14 protein-coding genes are annotated in these 17,064 nt (G+C 60.4%); 10 read left to right on the top strand and 4 right to left on the bottom strand.

Annotated features, from left to right (window positions below):
• Positions 1–5: 5 nt before the first annotated feature.
• Both J4D99_RS02915 and J4D99_RS02910 read left to right on the top strand, forming a co-directional pair.
• Positions 6–395, top strand: a complete 390-nt coding sequence (locus J4D99_RS02915) for a DUF779 domain-containing protein (RefSeq protein WP_208130210.1) — start codon at positions 6–8, stop codon at positions 393–395.
• Positions 396–523: 128 nt separating this feature from the next.
• Positions 524–2,068: a M20/M25/M40 family metallo-hydrolase gene (locus tag J4D99_RS02910; protein WP_208130209.1), complete on the top strand. Its 1,545-nt coding sequence runs from the start codon at positions 524–526 to the stop codon at positions 2,066–2,068.
• Positions 2,069–2,104: 36 nt separating this feature from the next.
• Here the strand turns inward: J4D99_RS02910 and pbpC are convergent, their stop codons facing one another.
• Positions 2,105–4,420, bottom strand: coding sequence for a penicillin-binding protein 1C (gene pbpC / locus J4D99_RS02905; RefSeq protein WP_208130208.1), 2,316 nt, complete (start codon positions 4,418–4,420; stop codon positions 2,105–2,107).
• A complete protein-coding gene (locus J4D99_RS02900; protein ID WP_309509593.1) occupies positions 4,413–5,171 on the bottom strand; it encodes a biotin--[acetyl-CoA-carboxylase] ligase in 759 nt (252 codons plus the stop codon). The genes pbpC and J4D99_RS02900 overlap by 8 nt, the downstream gene beginning before the upstream one ends.
• A 48-nt stretch (positions 5,172–5,219) precedes the next feature.
• Here J4D99_RS02900 and rsfS point away from each other — a divergent pair, with 48 nt between their 5' ends.
• The 7 genes from rsfS (at position 5,220) to J4D99_RS02865 (ending at position 14,339) form a co-directional block, all read left to right on the top strand.
• On the top strand, positions 5,220–5,612 hold the full coding sequence (gene rsfS / locus J4D99_RS02895) for a ribosome silencing factor (RefSeq protein WP_208130207.1): 393 nt from the start codon (positions 5,220–5,222) through the stop codon (positions 5,610–5,612).
• A 97-nt stretch (positions 5,613–5,709) separates the two neighbouring features.
• Positions 5,710–7,785, top strand: coding sequence for an ATP-dependent zinc metalloprotease FtsH (ftsH, locus tag J4D99_RS02890; protein ID WP_208130206.1), 2,076 nt, complete (start codon positions 5,710–5,712; stop codon positions 7,783–7,785).
• Between the two features lie 80 nt (positions 7,786–7,865).
• Positions 7,866–8,516 carry a LutC/YkgG family protein gene (locus J4D99_RS02885; protein ID WP_208130205.1) on the top strand — a complete coding sequence of 217 codons (651 nt, stop codon included), beginning with the start codon at positions 7,866–7,868 and terminating at the stop codon, positions 8,514–8,516.
• Positions 8,506–9,297: a UDP-2,3-diacylglucosamine diphosphatase gene (locus J4D99_RS02880; protein WP_208130204.1), complete on the top strand. Its 792-nt coding sequence runs from the start codon at positions 8,506–8,508 to the stop codon at positions 9,295–9,297. The genes J4D99_RS02885 and J4D99_RS02880 overlap by 11 nt, the downstream gene beginning before the upstream one ends.
• Positions 9,287–10,198, top strand: coding sequence for a hypothetical protein (locus J4D99_RS02875; RefSeq protein WP_208130203.1), 912 nt, complete (start codon positions 9,287–9,289; stop codon positions 10,196–10,198). The genes J4D99_RS02880 and J4D99_RS02875 overlap by 11 nt, the downstream gene beginning before the upstream one ends.
• Positions 10,199–10,390: 192 nt before the next feature.
• Complete coding sequence (locus J4D99_RS02870) at positions 10,391–11,554, top strand: zinc-dependent alcohol dehydrogenase (protein ID WP_208130202.1); 1,164 nt, start codon at positions 10,391–10,393, stop codon at positions 11,552–11,554.
• A gap of 139 nt (positions 11,555–11,693) precedes the next feature.
• Positions 11,694–14,339, top strand: coding sequence for a S8 family serine peptidase (locus J4D99_RS02865; protein ID WP_208130201.1), 2,646 nt, complete (start codon positions 11,694–11,696; stop codon positions 14,337–14,339).
• A 59-nt stretch (positions 14,340–14,398) separates the two neighbouring features.
• Here the strand turns inward: J4D99_RS02865 and J4D99_RS02860 are convergent, their stop codons facing one another.
• Entirely contained in the window at positions 14,399–15,229 is an 831-nt protein-coding gene (locus tag J4D99_RS02860; RefSeq protein ID WP_208130200.1) for a M57 family metalloprotease, read from the bottom strand.
• Positions 15,230–15,483: 254 nt separating this feature from the next.
• Complete coding sequence (locus J4D99_RS02855) at positions 15,484–16,290, bottom strand: M57 family metalloprotease (protein ID WP_208130199.1); 807 nt, start codon at positions 16,288–16,290, stop codon at positions 15,484–15,486.
• Positions 16,291–16,790: 500 nt separating this feature from the next.
• Between J4D99_RS02855 and J4D99_RS22140 the strand changes: the two genes are divergently transcribed.
• The gene (locus J4D99_RS22140) at positions 16,791–16,862 is read left to right on the top strand and encodes a hypothetical protein (RefSeq protein ID WP_208130531.1); all 72 of its coding nucleotides are present in this window, start codon (positions 16,791–16,793) and stop codon (positions 16,860–16,862) included.
• The last annotated feature ends 202 nt before the right edge of the window (positions 16,863–17,064 follow it).

Genomic DNA, 17,064 nt, shown 5'->3' with positions numbered 1-17,064 from the left:
TTTTAATGCCTACTCCCCGCGTTCTCAGCACCCAAGTCGCTGATGCCACCATCGACCTGCTTCGCGACGAGCATGGCCCACTCATGTTTCACCAGAGCGGCGGCTGCTGCGATGGCTCTTCGCCCATGTGCTTCACCAAGGGCGAGTTTCGGGTGGGGGCTAATGATGTGTGGCTGGGCCAGATTCACAGCTGCGACTTCTTTATGACGGCCAGTCAATTCCAGTACTGGAAACACACGCAGCTCACGGTAGATGTGGTGAAGGGCCGGGGCGCCAGCTTCTCGCTCGAAATTCCGCTGGGCGTGCGGTTTCTTATCCGCTCGCGGCTTTTCACCGAGGCTGAGGAGCAGGATATGGCCCCGGTGCTGGATGGCGAGGAGTATCCTAAAAATTGATGTATCATCATCTGTGAAGCACGAGCTAAAACGCCGCTTCCGCCAGGAGCGGCTTTTTTAACTGACTGGGGCTGCGCTTAAAGCCGAGTGAGTAGGGGCAGTACATGAATTTAGCCCTTACTTGGGGCATGAAGAAACGCTATTTACTAGGGGGGCTGCTGCCGGTGCTGGCCGCCGGGCTGCTCGCGGCCACTTCGCCTGCTACCGTGTTGACTAAAGTGCGCCAGTACCGCCAGCGCCATGAGCACGAACTGCTGGCCGACTATACGCAGCTGCTGGCCATCCCAAATGTGGCGGCCGATACGGCGGGCCAGCGCCGGACGGCCCGCACTATTGCCGACATGATGCGCCACCGGGGCATTGGGCAGGTGCAGCTGCTGCCGGCTGCCACGCCCGGCGTGGCCCCCGCCGTGTATGGCGAAGTGCGCGTGCCGGATGCCACGCGCACGCTCGTCTTTTATGCCCACTACGATGGCCAGCCCGTAAATCCGGCGCAGTGGGCGCCCGGGCTGAGCCCGTTTGTGCCCACCCTGGCGAGTGGCTCGCTGGCTAGCGGCGGCAAGCTGCTGCCCCAGCCTGCGCCGGGCACACCGCTCAACCCCGACTGGCGGATTTATGCGCGGGGCAGCTCTGACGACAAGGCCGGCGTGATGGCCATTATTTCGGGCTACCAGGCGCTGGCCCAAAGCGGCGTGAAGCCTACTGCTAACCTTAAGTTTTTCTTTGAAGGCGAAGAAGAAGCCGGCTCCCCGCATCTGGGCGAGCTGCTAGCCCGGCATCGCGACTTGCTCAAGGCCGACCTCTGGCTTATCTGCGATGGGCCGGTGCACCAGTCGGGGCGCAAGCAGGTGGTATTTGGGGCGCGAGGCGATGTGAATGTGGCGCTCACCGTGTATGGGCCCCGGCGCCCACTGCACAGCGGCCACTACGGCAACTGGGCCCCCAACCCGGCCATGGCGCTAGCCCGCCTGCTCGGCTCGATGAAGGATAGTACCGGCCGCGTCACCGTTGCGGGTTTTTACGACGACGTGGTGCCGCTCACCGCTAGCGAGCAGTCCGCCCTGGCACGCATCCCCAACATTGACGACGACATTCGGCGGGAGCTGGGCTTTGCCCGCGCCGACGGCCAGGGCCAGTCGCTGAGCGAGCTCATTAATCAGCCTTCGCTGAATATCAACGGTATGCGTAGTGCCAACGTAGGCCCGCAGGCGGCCAACGTCATCCCGACTACTGCCGAGGCCGTGCTCGACCTGCGCCTGGTGCTCGGCAACGACTACCAGCGTCAGATTGCCAAAGTAGTGCGCCACATTCAGCGTCAAGGTTTCTTCGTGACCCACGCCGAGCCCACCGATGCCGAGCGGGCGCGCTACCCGCACCTTGTACGGGTGGTGCCCGCCACTGGCTACAACGCCCAGCGCACGCCCATGGACCTGCCACTGGCCCGCCAGGTAGTGCAGGCAGTGCAAACTACGGTGGCGCAACCCGTGGTGCTGCTGCCCACGTCGGGCGGCAGCCTGCCACTGTATGTATTTAAGGAAGTGCTCAATACGCCCACTATCACCGTGCCCGTAGCCAACTACGACAACAACCAGCACGCCGAGAATGAGAATATTCGGCTCGGCAACCTCTGGGATGGCCTCGAAACGATGGCCGCCATCATGACCATGCCCTAGCGCAGACACTGCAAGCGACAGGGGCTGGTGCGGGCACTACAGTTCCCGCACCAGCACACGCACATCTACGGTGCGGCCGTGGTCGTCGGCGCACGATATTTTGACCTCGCCGGGTGGCGGGCGGAAGAAGACCCTAGCGGTAGCCGGCGCGGCTTTATAAAACCGGTCGTTTACGTACCAGTATACTTGGCGCACCTCGCCAGCGGCGGCGCAGCTCAGCAGCAGTTGTTGCTTTTCGCTGGCAGTGAGCACGTACTCGGCGTGGGCAGCGGGCGAGGTAATGGCGAGCAGCGGCGCGGCGTCGGCGCCGGTTGCGTCGCCGCTATGCACGAGGCGGCAGGAAGGGTTGTGGGGCGGCTGGCGGCGCGTGGGCAGCCCCTGGCTTTCGCGGAAAGCCAGCACTTCGGGCCGCAGGTTAGGAAAGAGTTCGCGCCGGTAGCCGCTGGCGGGCACGCAGGCCCGGCAGTAGCTGGCCTGGCCATCGGCCGAAACCAGCACCTCGCGCATGTGCTGGCAGCGCTGGCTGCCCGACGCGCCTGGCAGGTAATAATCGATAAGCTGATTAGGGCAATTCTCGTCCGGCACGAGCCCGGTTTCGGTGCAGACAAGTCGAAAATCGAGGCTAGCTGGTGGCGCGAACCATTCAGCTTTGCCATTATAAGCCAGTGAGTTAAATAAATCGAACAACAGCGGCGAGGCCACGTCGGCGCCGGTGAGCGCCGGGCTGCCCTGGCCGTTGAAATTGCCCACCCATACCCCGATGGTGTACTGGCGGTTGTAGCCAATGCTCCAGGCATCGCGGCGGCCATAGCTGGTGCCGGTTTTCCAGGCTATGCGCGGCAGGTGGCGGCTAGCGGCGGCATCTACGGGCAGGTCGGGCCGCGTGCGCTGCGCCAGGATATCGGTGATAAGGTAGGCGGCCGCCGGAGAAAGCAGCGGCTTTTTGACGGGTGCGCCCGGTGGGGAGGTCAGGGCTAGCGGCGCGTAATGCCCCTCATTAGCCAGGGCACTGTACAAGCCCGTCAGTTCTTCGAGGCTAGCCCCGCAGCCACCCAGTATGGTGCTCAGGCCCAGCCGGGACGCATCGTGCGCCACCTGCTGAAAGCCCGCCTGCCGCAGGGTTCCCGTGAACTTATCAATGCCGACTTCCGATAAAACCTGCACGGCCGGAATGTTGAGCGAATAGGTGAGCGCGCGTTCCATGGTCACCTCGCCCTGGCAGTGCTTATCAAAGTTTTCGGGCCGAAAGCCCTGGAAGTTGGTGGGCACGTCGGGCAGTACCATCTTGGGCGTCACCAGGCCGCGGTCGAGGGCTAGCCCATACAGCAGCGGCTTGAGCGTAGAGCCCGGCGAGCGCACGGCGCGCACGCCATCTACCTGTCCCTGCGCGCTAGGGTCTTGAAAATCAATGGAGCCCACGTAGGCCTCCACGGTGTGGGTCTGGTTGTTCACAACCAGCACGGCAGCCTGCGAAATGCCTTGCGTAGCGAGTCTGCGCACGTAGTTGCGGGCCAGGTCTTCGGCCTTGGCTTGGGCGGCCGGGCGCAACGTGCTATGAATGAGTGCAACGCCGGGCCTAGCCAGCACTAGCCGCCGCGCCAGGTGCGGCGCCAGGGTAGGGGCGGGGTGCCGCCTGGCATCGAGCGGCTCAAGCAGCGCATCTGCGATATCCTGAGCCGGGAAGAGCTTTTGGTGCTGGAAGTAGGCTAGCCAGCGGTTGCGCTCCTGCAAAATCTGCGCATTATTTTTCCCCAAAACCAGCCCGCCCGGCCGGTTTGGGATGATGGCCAGGGTCACGGTTTGGGCCAGCGACAGGTAATCGGGCGGCTGCTGGAAATACAGCAGCGCTGCCGATTTCACGCCCTCAATATTAGAGCCATAGGGCACTAGGTTGAGGTAGAGCTGCAAAATCTCGGCCTTGCTCAAATGCGCCTCCAGCTGCATGGCGCGCAGCATTTCGCGCAGCTTGTTGCCCAGCGTGCGCTCCTTAGGCTCGAGCAGCCGGGCCACCTGCATGGTGATGGTACTGGCCCCGGTAGTGCGGCCCTGGCCCAGCAGGTTGCGCCCCGCTGCCTGCACTATTGCTAGGGGGTTCACCCCAAAGTGGTAGCGAAAGTACCGGTCCTCCTTCTCAATAATGGCGGTTTGGAGCGCGGGGGTAATCTCGGCCAGCTCGGTTTTCATCCGCCACTTCTGGGTGGGGTTGAGGTAGGCGTGCAGCACGGTGCCATCCTGGGCCAGCACCAGGGGCGAGTACTGCGGCGCGGGCGGCAGCGGCCAAATGCGGTCGGCCAGCAGGGCTAGCCCGATGAGTAGCCCCAGCCCCAGCAGGCTCCGCGCTACCTTAGACATGCTTAACCTCTTGCAAGCCAAAGTGCTGTACCTCGTCGCCGATGCGCAGGGCTAGCCGCCCATCGGGCTCCACGCCCACTATCTGGCCGCGCACGCGGCGGCCGGCCACCTCGTAGTCGTGCCACTCCTGGTAACGGTAGAGGGCCGCCAGGTAGCTTTGGCGCAGCTCGCGTAGGCGGCCGGCGCGCAGCTGCAGGTAGCGCTTTTCCAGGCATTCGAGCAGGCGGGCGGCCAGCTCCTCGCGCTGGAAGTAGCGGCCGGTAAGCGCCCCCAGCGATGTAGCCGTGGGCAGAGTAAAGTGCCGCTGGTTTACATTAAGTCCAATTCCGACGATGCTGGACTGAATTTTTGCCCCACTTAGGCTGTTCTCAATAAGAATTCCCCCCAGTTTCTGCGTGCCGAAATACAAGTCGTTGGGCCACTTCAGGCGCAGCATCGGCGAGGCCCCTAGCAGCAGCTCGGCCCAGTCGTAGATGCCGAGCGCTACGGCCTGGCTCAGCAAAAACTGCTGGCTGGCCTCCAAAAAAGTGGGCAGCCAGATGATGGATAGCGTCAGGTTTTCGCCCGGCGCGGCCAGCCACTGGTTGCCACGCTGGCCGCGGCCAGCAAATTGGTCGTCCGTTATGACGGTACAGCCCTCGCTGGCCCGGTTTTCGCGCAACAGTTGCTGCGCTTCCGAGTTAGTAGAAGCACAGGCGGGCAGCCAAATGAGCTGCTGGCCGGTAAATAAGGTAGTTGGGCTGATGACCACGGAGGTTAGCAGTCGTATATTAGCTAGTAAACAACGTAAACTTACTCTATGAAGAGCACCTTGGTTCGACAGGATTCGGACACATTGGCAGACGTAGCCGTGCGCGGCCTGCAAGACCGCAAAGGACAGGACATTGTGGTGATGAACCTGAAGGAATTGAAAAACGCAGTGGCCGACTACTTCATTATCTGCTCGGCCTCGTCCGATACCCAGCTCGATGCCTTAGCTCGTTCGGTTGAAGAAGAAGTAGAAAAAGTGACCGGCCAGGCGCCTTGGCAGAGCGAAGGCCGCACCAATCGCGAGTGGGTATTGTTGGATTACGTGGATGTGGTAGTGCACGTTTTCCTGCGCGACCGCCGGCAGTTTTACGCGCTGGAGGAATTGTGGGGCGACGCCGAGATTACTCATATTGAAGACACCGCCGACGTGGCCCGCCACTAAAGTATTTGGCCGGCGCCTGCGTCTTCCACAGGGCACCGCCAACAACACCCTAGCGGCGCGGTTGCGTAAGAGTCAATTACAATTAAGTTAAATTTTTATGTCTGATACGACGCCCACCAAACGCCGCAAGCCGACGCTGCCCAACCCTACGCCCCGGCCGGGTGTGCAGCTGTGGGTGATGGCGGGGTTGCTGGTGCTATTCTTGGGGATGCTCTGGTTTAATAGCCAGACATCTACTATTAAAATCAATCAGCAGCGGTTTGAGCAAATGCTCGCCGCTGGCGATGTCCACGATGTGGCGCTGGTAAACAGCACCCGCACCGTGGAAGTAGGCCTGACCCAGGCCGCCTTGCAAAAGCCCGAGTATGCCAAGGAGCTGGCGGCCCGCCGCGGCCCCTTTGCTGACCGCGGCGCGCAGTATTCCTTCCCGATTTTCGACGCTAAGTACTTTCAGGAGCAGCTCGATAAGCTGCAGACCGACAAGCCCCGCGAGCAGCGCTTGCAGCTAGAGCCGGTAGACCGAGTGAGTATTGGCGAAATCATCAGCAGCTACGGGCTTATTATTCTGAGCATCATCCTGTTTGTGTTCCTCATGCGCCGCATGAGCAGCGCGGGCGGCCCCGGTGGCCAGATTTTCAACATTGGCAAGAGCCGCGCTGCCCTTTTCGAAGGTGGTGATAAAGTGAAAGTTACGTTTAAGGACGTGGCTGGCCTAGAAGAAGCCAAGGAAGAAGTGCAGGAGATTGTCGAGTTCCTGAAGAACCCGAGCAAGTTCACTATTCTGGGTGGTAAAATCCCGAAAGGCGCGCTGCTGGTAGGCCCTCCTGGCACCGGCAAAACTCTGCTAGCCAAGGCGGTAGCTGGTGAGGCCGATGTGCCATTCTTCTCGCTCTCGGGCTCCGACTTCGTGGAGATGTTTGTAGGTGTGGGAGCAGCCCGTGTGCGCGACCTCTTCAAGCAAGCCAAGGCCAAAGCGCCCTGCATCATCTTTATCGACGAGATTGACGCCGTGGGCCGCTCGCGCAGCAAGGGCTCGATGCCCGGCGGCAACGACGAGCGCGAAAACACCCTGAACTCGCTGCTGGTAGAGATGGACGGCTTCGGCACCGACTCTGGCGTTATCATTTTGGCCGCTACCAACCGGCCCGATACGCTGGACTCGGCCCTGCTGCGCCCCGGCCGCTTCGACCGTCAGATTAGCATCGACAAGCCCGACATCAACGGTCGCACGCAGATTTTCAACGTGCACCTCAAGCCGCTCACGCTAGGCCCCGATGTGGACGCCAAGAAGCTGTCGGCCCAAACGCCGGGCTTTGCCGGTGCCGAAATTGCGAACGTCTGCAACGAGGCCGCGCTTATCGCAGCCCGTCGTGATAAGAAGTTCATTACCAACCAGGACTTCACCGACGCTATCGACCGCGTAATTGGTGGCCTGGAGAAAAAGAACAAGATTATCAGCCCCCAGGAAAAGCGCATTGTGGCCTACCACGAGGCGGGCCACGCTATTGCTGGCTGGTTCCTGGAGCACGCCGACCCGCTGGTGAAGGTGAGCATTGTGCCCCGCGGCGTGGCCGCGCTAGGCTATGCGCAGTACCTGCCCCGCGAGCAGTTCCTCTACAACGTGGAGCAGATGACCGACGAAATGTGCATGACCCTGGGCGGCCGTGCTGCCGAAGAAATTGTGTTTGGTAAAATCTCGACCGGCGCCCTCAGCGACCTCGAGCGCATTACCAAAACGGCCCAATCGATGGTGGCCATCTACGGCATGAATGCGAAGCTGGGCAACGTGTCATACTACGACTCGAAGGGCCAGAATGAGTATGGCTTCTCGAAGCCTTACTCAGAAGCCACGGCGCAGCTCATGGACGAAGAAATTCGCCACATCATCGACCAGGCTTATATCCGTACTAAAGAGCTGTTGACGGAGCGCCGCCACGAGCTGGAAGTGGTAGCCAAAGAGCTGCTGGAGAAGGAAGTACTGCTGCAAGACGACTTGGAGCGCCTCGTAGGCAAGCGCCCCTTCGCCGAGCAAACTACCTACCAGGCGCACATGGCCGGCACCGACCGCTCCGAAACCCTTAGCGACCTGAAGCAGGAGCACCCCGGCCTGCCGCTGGGCCAGGATACTCCCGAGCCGCACCTGCCCGGCCTCAACGAGCCGGAGGCAGTATAATAAAGTGCCAGCTCGCCGAGCCGACACCTTGAAAGGCCAGCCGCGAGGCTGGCCTTTTTTATGTCCGCTACCTTTGTCATATGCTTTCTCCCCGCGAACAACTGCTTGGCCGCATCCGCACGGCGCTGGCGGCTGGGCCGGCGCCCGCCCCACCCGTGCCCGACTGGGTGGCTCCGGTGCACCCACCGCTGCCCGCTGCCGACCTGGCCGTAACGTTTGCCGAAAACTTTCAACGCATCGGAGGCGAGTTATTTTACTGCGAAACCCTGTCCCAGCTAGGGGATAAGCTGCGCACCTGGCTAGCCGAGCGCCTGCCGGCAGGGCAGCAGTTTTACGTGTGGGAGCCGGCCATGCAGGCCCAACTTGCGGCGGCCCAAGTACCCTTTCAGGACACCGAGACTGATTTTCGGGCCCTAGCGGCCGTGGGCCTCACAAGCTGTGAGGCACTGGTGGCGCGCACGGGCAGCATCGTGGTGGCGCCTGCTACGGCCAGCGGGCGGCGGCTCAGCATTTACCCCGACCAGCACCTCGTGCTGGCCCGGCCTAGCCAGGTGGTAGCCGAAATTGACGATGCGCTACGTCAGGTGAAGGCGCGTTATAGCGACCGGTTGCCGTCCATGCTTTCGCTCACTACCGGCCCGAGCCGCACGGCCGACATTGAAAAAACCCTCGTGCTGGGTGCCCACGGGCCGCGCCGTCTCAGCGTATTTCTGCTGGAAGATGACGCCTAAAATCCTGACCGAGCTGCCGCCGCTAGCCTTGACGCCGGGCCAACGCGTCTACTTCGCCTCCGATTTTCACCTCGGCGCACCTGATGCCACAACCTCGCGCGAGCGCGAGCGCCGCATTGTGCGCTGGCTCGACATGGCGGCCCGGGATGCGGCGGCTATCTACCTGCTGGGCGACATATTCGATTTCTGGTTTGAGTATAAGCATGCTATTCCGCGAGGGTTCAGCCGCTTGCAGGGCAAGCTGGCCGAGCTCACCGATGCGGGCCTGCCCATTACGCTCTTCACCGGCAACCACGACATGTGGATGTTTGGCTATTTCACCCAGGAAATGGGCATTCCCATCCTGCGCGAGCAGGTGAGCCAGCGCATGGGCGACAAGCTGTTTCACATCGGCCACGGCGATGGGCTAGGGCCCGGCGACTTTGCTTACAAGCGCCTGATGAAGCCGGTGTTTGGCTCGCGTTTCACGCAGTGGCTCTTTGCCCGGCTGCATCCCAACTTGGGCATCGGCATTGCCAACCGCTGGAGTCGCCACTCGCGCCTGCAAAACGGCGCCGCCGATGCTACGTACTTCGGTGAAGACGAATGGCTGCTCGTGTACTGCCGCGAGCTGGAAAAGCGCCAGCACCACGATTATTACGTATTTGGCCACCGCCACCTGCCGCTCGATGTAGCCGTAGCACCCGGCAGCCGGTACATCAACCTGGGTGAATGGGTCAATTATTGCTCCTACGGCGTGTATGATGGCAACGAGTTGGTTTTACGCGAGTTTGAGGGCTAGCTGGGGGCTGGCGGCCTTGCTGCCGGTGGTGGCCCTGGCGCAAACTGTGCCCAGCGCTGCCTCCGTGGCACCGGCGGCCGGTGTGGCCCCTGTAGAGGCTACGTCGGCCAATAAGGCCACCGCTAGCCCCAATGTGGCAGTACCCACGCCTAATAGCTGGACGCTCCTCAAAACCCTGACGCTGCTTACCACCGGCGCGGCCTCCCTCGACCGGCGCGGCACGCTGTACCTCGCCGACCAGGACAACAACCTGCGCCAGCTCACCCGCGACGGCCAGCCCCTTAATACCTACTCGCCCACCCAGCCCGGCCACGTGGCGGTAGTAGAGGCCTGGAACCAGAACAGCCTGCTCGTTTTTTACGACGACCGTCAGCAGGTGCTGCTCCTCGACCGCTTTCTAGCGCCGCTGAGCGAAATAAGGCTGGCCGATTATATCGATGGCACCGTGCGCACGGCCACACTAGCCCCCGACGGCCTGCTGTGGCTGCTTGATGAGAGCGCCCTAACCCTGCGCGAGTTTGACCCCCAGGCCCTGCGCGTGGTGCAGAGTACGCCGCTCGACCTCATCATTGGCCGTAGCCGGCCCGACTTCCGCTTTCTGCGCCAATACCAGAATAATGTGTACTTGGTAGACCACACCAGCGGCATTTTTGTATTTGACAACCTGGGCAACTATCGCAAAAAATTACCTTTTACTGGGCTCGATTTTATCACCTTTCACGGCGATGAGCTGGCTTATCTCAGCGGAGGGCAGCTGCACTTCTTCCACCTCTATAATTTTACGGAGCGCTCGCAGCCGCTGCCCGCTGGCCTCGATGCAACTACCGTGCGCCAGGTGTTGCTCGGCGACCAACTAGCTTATTTCGTCACCACGAAAGGAATTAGTATTTACCAATTGTAGCGTGGGGGTTTAAGCTTTGAGAATGAATGAGATGCCAGACCACAGCGGCGCAGGTTATCAGCCCCGGGCCGCCGGCTAACGACGCGAGTGTAACCTAGTTGCAGGGCCAGGGAAAAGATGAGCTTGAACGTAACCGCGTGCCCTAGCGGCCGTTAGGATGGGCAAGTTCTCCCACTTCTTTCTCCCTTTTCCATGAAAGCATTAGTGTTTCACGGCCCGCGCAATGTGAGCGTCGATACCGTTGACGACCCCACGCTGAAAGACTCGCGCGACGCCATTATCCGCGTCACGAGCACGGCCATTTGCGGCTCTGACCTGCACATCTACAATGGCTCGCTGCCGACTACGCCCATGGTGCTCGGCCACGAGTTTATGGGCATTGTGGAGGAAGTGGGCAAGGGCGTGGGCAACCTCAAGCGCGGCGACCGCGTGGTGGTGCCTTTCCCGATAGCCTGCGGCCACTGCTTTTTTTGCAACCACGCGCTGCCCGGCCACTGCGAAAACTCCAACCCCGAGCACTACGGCCCCGAGGGCGGCCTGCTAACCCAGAAAGGCGGGGCGCTTTTCGGCTATACCGACCTCTACGGCGGCTACGATGGCGGGCAGGCCGAGTACGTGCGCGTGCCCTACGCCGATTTCGGTCCGCGCAAAGTACCTGATTTTCTGACCGATGAACAGGTATTGTTCCTGACTGATATTTTCCCCACCGGCTACTCGGGCATTGACTGGGCCGAGGTGAAAGGTGGCGAGTTTGTGGCCATTTTCGGTTCCGGTCCGGTCGGTATTATGGCTGCCAAAAGTGCCTGGCTGCGCGGCGCGGCTAGGGTTGTGATTGTTGATACCCAGCAGTATCGCCTCGATAAAGCCAAGGAAACGACGCGTTGCGAGACCATCCTGTGGGAAAGCCACGACCAGGTGGTGCAGCAAATCCGGGACATGAGCCAGGGTCGCGGCGCCGATGTGTGCGTCGACTGCGTAGGCTTCGAGCCCGACCGCGACCTCATTGACCGCGCCAAGGCCGTTATCAACCTCGAAAAAGGCTCGCCCAAGATTATTGAAGCCTGCATGAGTGCCGTGCGCCGCGGTGGCGTGGTGTCGGTGCTAGGGGTGTACGCCACCACCAACGACAACTTCCCGGTAGGGCAGTTTTTCGATAAGGGTATTAAGCTAGTGGGTGGCCAGGCGCCCGCCCACAAGCATATCGACAAGCTATTGCAGCACATTATAAAAGGCGAAGTGGTGCTGGATGATATCATTTCTCACCGCCTGCCGTTGAGCCAGGCCGCCCACGGCTACGATATTTTCCGCCACAAAAAAGACAACTGCGTGAAAGTGGTGCTCAAGCCCGGCGAATAGCCTTGGCTTGCTAGCATCCGGCTTGGCCCGGCCGCCCGCCCCGAACAGGGGAGAGGCGGCCGGGCTTTTTTCGGGCCTTGCGTACCTTGTTAGCCTGAATGCTTGAGTAGTTAAGATTCCTTTATTTGTGCGTGCGTTGATGCGGAAAAATTATCCTGATTTGCTGACTACTAAGACGCTAGGCCTGCTGGCTGGCCTGGGGTTGCTAGCCCTTCCGCTGCAAGCGCAGGTGGCAGCCAGCAGCAAGCTGGCGCCCGGCGTGGCCCAGGCTGCCCGCCGCCCCACCGCTAGCCAAACCGTGCGCGTGCGGGTGCGCGACGCGGTGGCCTTTCGCCAGTGGGCTAGCCAGGCGCTACCCACTCTGAAAATAGGAGCTGCCCCCATTGCCAATAACGTATTGACCGTCAGCCAAGCCACGGCAGCACAACTAGTAGCCCTAACTGCCTCGCCGCTGGTTGAGTTTGTGGATGTTTCTAGCCGCCCTGCCCACGACGAGCGCCTGCTCAACAGTGCTGACCTCACGGTAAATAGTATCCGGGCCGTGCAGCGCCGCTATTCCACGCTCACCGGGCAGGGGCTGGTGGTGAGCATCAAGGAAAACCCAATTGACCCCACTGACCTCGACTTTCGGGGGCGGCTGCTGAATACGCCGGCCAGCACGGTTATCGAGTCGGCCCACGCCAGCATCATGGCCACGCTCATTGCGGGCGGCGGCAACTCGGGGCCCGCCGGCGAGGGTGCTGCCCGGCAGGCCGGCATTGCGTCTTCCTCCTATGCCAACCTGCTGCCTGATGCTAATGCCGACCTCATCCGGCTAGGGGTGAGTGTGCAAAACCATTCGTATGGTACGGGTGTCGAAAATTATTATGGCCTCGAAGCTTTGGGCTACGACCAGCAAACGCGGCAGCTGCCCACGCTGCTCCACGTGTTTTCGAGCGGCAACTCGGGCAATCTCACTAGCCCCGATGGCTCTTACAAGGGCCTGACTAATGTGGCTAACCTCACCGGCCAGTTCAAGATGTCGAAAAACTCGGTGGCCGTGGGCGCTACCGATGCGCTAGGGCAAGTGGCGCCGCTGAGCTCGCGCGGGCCGGCCTACGATGGCCGTGTGAAGCCCGAGCTGGTGGCCTACGGCGACGCTGGCTCGTCCGATGCTTCGGCACTGGGCTCGGGCGCGGCGCTGCTGGTGCAGCAGGCCTACCGCGACCAAACGGGCGTGCTGCCGCCCGCCGCGCTGGTGAAGGCGGCGCTCATCAACAGCGCCCGCGATGTGGGGCGGCCCGAAGTCGATTTTGTGGCTGGCTTTGGCCAGCTCGATGCCTTGGGCGCCGTGCGCACGGTGCTCGAAAAGCGCTACCAGGCCGGCTCGGTGGCGCAAGGCCAAGAGCAGCTGTTTCCGCTGATGGTGCCAGCCGGTACGCAGCAGCTGAAAATCACTCTCACCTGGACCGACCCCGAAGCTGCCGCCAACGCCCCGCTAGCCCTCGTCAACGACCTTGACCTCGACGTACTCGGGCCTGGTGGGGCTGGCCGCTGGTTGCCTTGGGTACTCAGTGCCTACCCAAGCCTGGATTCGCTGGCCCTGCCCGCTCGCCGCCGGGCCGACCACCTCAATAATGTGGAGCAGGTGACTATCAGTCTGCCTGCAGCGGGCACCTATCAGCTGCGGGTGCGTGGCTACGCGGTGCCCAGCGGCCCGCAGGCGTTTAGCCTGGCTTATGAGGTGGTAGCGCCCGGCTTTGAGTGGCTGGTGCCGAGTGCCATCCGCAACGTGCGGCCTGCCCAAACCACGCTACTTCGCTGGAACTACGCCGGCCCAGCCACGGCGGCCCGGCTCGAATACCGCCCGGTAGGCCGCGCGGCCTGGCGCCCCGTTGCCCCCACTATTGACCCCACGCAGCGAACGTATGCGTGGGCTGCGCCCGATACGACTACGCTAGCCCAGGTGCGGTGCGTCATTGGCAGTCAGAGCTATGTGTCGGATACGTTTGCGCTGGCCCGGCCGCTGCCGGTGCACGTCGGCTACGTATGCGCCGACGAAATCCTGCTTTCCTGGCCGGCCACGCCGGGTGCCACCCACTACCAGGTGTACCGGCTCGGGCCCACGGCGCCCGAGCCCTTCAAGCTGGTGGCCGATACGCTGCTGCAGCTCACGCCGGCCCAGAATGCCGGCCCCTACTTTGCCGTAGCCCCCGTGCTGGGTGGCAAGCTGGCCGAGCGCGGCGCTACTATCAATCTGGCCGAAGCGGGCGTACGCTGCTACATCCGGTCTTTTTTGCCCCGCTTTCCCATTGCCGACACCGCGCAGCTGGTGCTGTCGCTGGGTACGCTCTACCATTTGCAGGCCGTGCAGCTGCAACGGCTGGGGCCCGGCGGCTTCCAAACTATTCAGGCACTCAACCCCGTAACCCGGCCCACTACCCTGTTCACCGACGCCACAGCCACCGTGGGGCTTAACCGCTACCGCCTGCTCGGGCAGGATGCGGCCGGCCGCAGCTTCAGCAGCGATACAGTAGATATCCAGCTTGTGCACCGGGGCGAGCTGCTGGTATTCCCGATACCCGTGGTAATCGGACAAGATTTGCAAGTGGCGGGTGAGCCGAATACTCCGCTGCAACTAGACCTCTATGACGCGCTAGGTCGGCACGTGCGTACGGATTTGGACTATGGTGCCCTCAATCTATTCAGCACCGCTGGTCTGCTGCCGGGTGTGTACCTGCTGCGCGCTACCCCCACCAGTGGGGGTGGCCCCGCCCGCACCCGCCGCGTGGTACTAGTGCAGTAGTATACAGCAAAAAGCCCCTGAACTGCCTGGCAGTTCAGGGGCTTTTTACAACCTGTGCCTTAGTTATTGTAATATAGGTACTTGAGGGCAGTGATATCGTTGGTATTGAACGGCCGGTCTACACCCGATGCGACGCAAGCCAGCATCCAGGAGTTGGGGTCGGGATTTGGGTTCGTGCCAGTAATAAAGATGGCACCCACTGTGCTAGCCCCTTCGTTGGTGGCTGTGCCGCCACAGCTAAAAGAGCGGTCCATGTAGTCGGTGTGGCGGAAGCCAATACAGTGGCCTACCTCGTGCGCGAAGATGGTGGCAATGTAAGTGGTTGGATTAGCCGTGCCAATCTGGCGTGAGTTCACTAATACCTGATTGTAGGGGTTGCCAGTACTAGTGGGGAAACCGCTCGAGGCCAGGTATTGTGCGTTCTTGGGAGCCTGGGTAAACGTAATATCACCCCCTGCACCTGTCGCCAAGCTGAAGGTGATATTTAAATTCTGCGCATTATAACGGCTTATCATCTCATTTACCGCCGTTACGTAAGCCGAGGGCAATGTGGTAGATACCGACACGGTAATGTTGCGGCGTGCAGTAGTAGGACCAGCAGCATGTGTTACGATATTGGTGGTGCGGTACTGCTCGTCGGTGCCCACGCGCAGCATTTTGTAGTTGGTTTTGCTTGCCAGCAGTTCTGGCGTGAGGAGGATGTCGCCCTCTACCAGGTAACCACCATCCACGGCCTGCATATCGCTAGTGCCGAAACCTAAGGCTTTTACCTGCGCAATTACCTCTGGAGTTATAGTAGCAGGTTGAGCTGTATCCTGCGCTTTTTGGCAGCCAGTCAGCGAGAGGGCAACGCCGGCACCAATTGCCAGCAAGGCGGAAAATTTTAACATTGATTTGGTTTGGAAAAGGGTGAAGAAATGGGGTATTCAATAAGCCAAATGTGGCCGGAATTTATTAGCGCACCAAGACTGATATCTTAAATGACAAAATTTTATACGTCACAAATAATCCTTGGTAATTAGCTAGTTAGCGCCTGTTCAATAAGCGTAGCAGCTAAAAATGGCTTGTCAGAAGGTTTACACCATCAAAAAGCCCCCAGCCTGCTTAATAGGCCGGGGGCTTTTTGCGCTTGGCAAGCAATTATTTAATACAAATAGTTCAGCGCTGTCAGGTCATTCGTGTTGAAAGGCCGGTTGACGCCGTTGCCCACGCAGGCCAGCATCCACGAGTTAGGGTCGGGAGCCGAGGGCGTGCCCGGAATAAGAATAGCCCCCACCGTGCTAGCCCCTTCGTTTGAGGCACTGCCGCCGCAGCTATAGGCGCGGTTCATATAGTCGGTGTGGCGGAAGCCGATGCAGTGGCCCATCTCGTGCGCCATAATGGTGGCGATGTAGTTGATATTCGAGCTGTTAATCACGTTGGGCACTAGCGTGAAGCCGGGTGCGGGGTTGCCACCGGTCGGGAAGCCGCCCGACTGGCCCAGCACGCCCGTGCCAAGGTTAGAAGAGTACTTCACGGGCAGGTCGGCCGTGCCCGAGGTGATGCGGGTGAAGTGCAGCTGCAGGTTGGCGGCGTTGTAGCGGCGAATGGCCTCGTCGATAGCCGACACGTAGGTCGAGTTGAACTGGCTCGAAATGCTCACGGTGAGTGTGCGGGGCAGGCCGGTAACCAAGTTGGTGGTGCGGTATTGCTCATCGGCACCCACGCGCAGCATCTTGTAGTCGGGGGCGCTAGCCAGAATTGCGGGTGTAAGCAGCATGTCGCCCTCCACCACGTAGCCGCCATCTACGGCGCGCAAGTCGCTGGTACCGAAGCCCAGCGCCTTCACCTGCGATAGAACTTCCTGTGAAATGGGCGCCGGCTGAGTAGCCGTGTCTTGTGCCTTCTGGCAGCCAGCCAGCGAGAGAGAAGCGATGGCTCCCAGAGCCAATAGAGAAGAGAATTTGAACATTGGTTTGGTTTGGAAAAGGAGAAAAAAGAGATGAAAAATTTGTGAACCAAATGTGAAGAGAAAAATTTGACTAACAACTGGTAGTTGTATAAATACCTAAATGTTATACGTTTGTGTAACCATGTTGCTATGGTATTTTTATTCGATTTAATAGTGAAAAACACATGGTACAAGCTAGCTGTATGCAGTGGCTAGGTTATGAAATAATAGCACTTAAAGACCAGTTCTGCTTCAACGCTGGCTGTGCTTTATTAGGCGTGTATTCTTATCTGCGCCACTTTTCCTGAAACAAACTCATTGAATTACACTCAAATAAATTATTGGTTGTGGATATAGTAATTAAGGCAGTACTATTTGCCCGTTGCTGGCTGCCCGTGGGGGCTAATGCGCAGCAGCCGGCCACATCGTTACCTACCACCGTGAGTACGCTAGCCGGCACAGCGGGCCACAAAGGCAGCGCCGACGGAACGGGGAAATGCTAAGTTTTACTTCCCCATAGTATAGTAGTGGATGCCAGTGGCACAGCCTACGTAGCCGATAGCGGCAGCCGTACCATCCGGGTTATCCGCTAACCGGAGCAGGGCTGAGCGGATTGCGTTGAGTAGGTCACCTTTTTCTGCCAAACTTTTCGGCTTGTGCAATTGGTTATCTTTGCTAGATTCCCACTTTCGTGCGGCCCCTGTGTGCGGCCGCCTCATCTATAGACTTCAGCCTCATGGCTTGTACTACTTGTTCATCTGGCGGTGGCTGCTCGACTTCGAAAGTCGGCGGCTG

Origin of the sequence: Hymenobacter sp. BT559 (genome assembly GCF_017571525.1) — a bacterium.
GTDB classification, from domain to species: Bacteria; Bacteroidota; Bacteroidia; order Cytophagales; family Hymenobacteraceae; genus Hymenobacter; species Hymenobacter ginsengisoli.
The sequence above is the reverse complement of the archived record's forward strand: the minus strand, read 5'-3'. Positions and strand labels throughout refer to the sequence as shown.

Bases quoted from the DNA above. Each gene is read 5' to 3' on its own strand.
- J4D99_RS02885 (WP_208130205.1), top strand. From the start codon at position 7,866: ATGCTTTCTCCCCGCGAACAACTGCTTGGCCGCATCCGCACGGCGCTG.
- pbpC (WP_208130208.1), bottom strand. From the start codon at position 4,420: ATGTCTAAGGTAGCGCGGAGCCTGCTGGGGCTGGGGCTACTCATCGGG.
- J4D99_RS02855 (WP_208130199.1), bottom strand. From the start codon at position 16,290: ATGTTCAAATTCTCTTCTCTATTGGCTCTGGGAGCCATCGCTTCTCTC.
- J4D99_RS02865 (WP_208130201.1), top strand. From the start codon at position 11,694: ATGCGGAAAAATTATCCTGATTTGCTGACTACTAAGACGCTAGGCCTG.
- ftsH (WP_208130206.1), top strand. From the start codon at position 5,710: ATGTCTGATACGACGCCCACCAAACGCCGCAAGCCGACGCTGCCCAAC.
- J4D99_RS02880 (WP_208130204.1), top strand. From the start codon at position 8,506: ATGACGCCTAAAATCCTGACCGAGCTGCCGCCGCTAGCCTTGACGCCG.
- rsfS (WP_208130207.1), top strand. From the start codon at position 5,220: ATGAAGAGCACCTTGGTTCGACAGGATTCGGACACATTGGCAGACGTA.
- J4D99_RS02860 (WP_208130200.1), bottom strand. From the start codon at position 15,229: ATGTTAAAATTTTCCGCCTTGCTGGCAATTGGTGCCGGCGTTGCCCTC.
- J4D99_RS02870 (WP_208130202.1), top strand. From the start codon at position 10,391: ATGAAAGCATTAGTGTTTCACGGCCCGCGCAATGTGAGCGTCGATACC.
- J4D99_RS02910 (WP_208130209.1), top strand. From the start codon at position 524: ATGAAGAAACGCTATTTACTAGGGGGGCTGCTGCCGGTGCTGGCCGCC.
- J4D99_RS02915 (WP_208130210.1), top strand. From the start codon at position 6: ATGCCTACTCCCCGCGTTCTCAGCACCCAAGTCGCTGATGCCACCATC.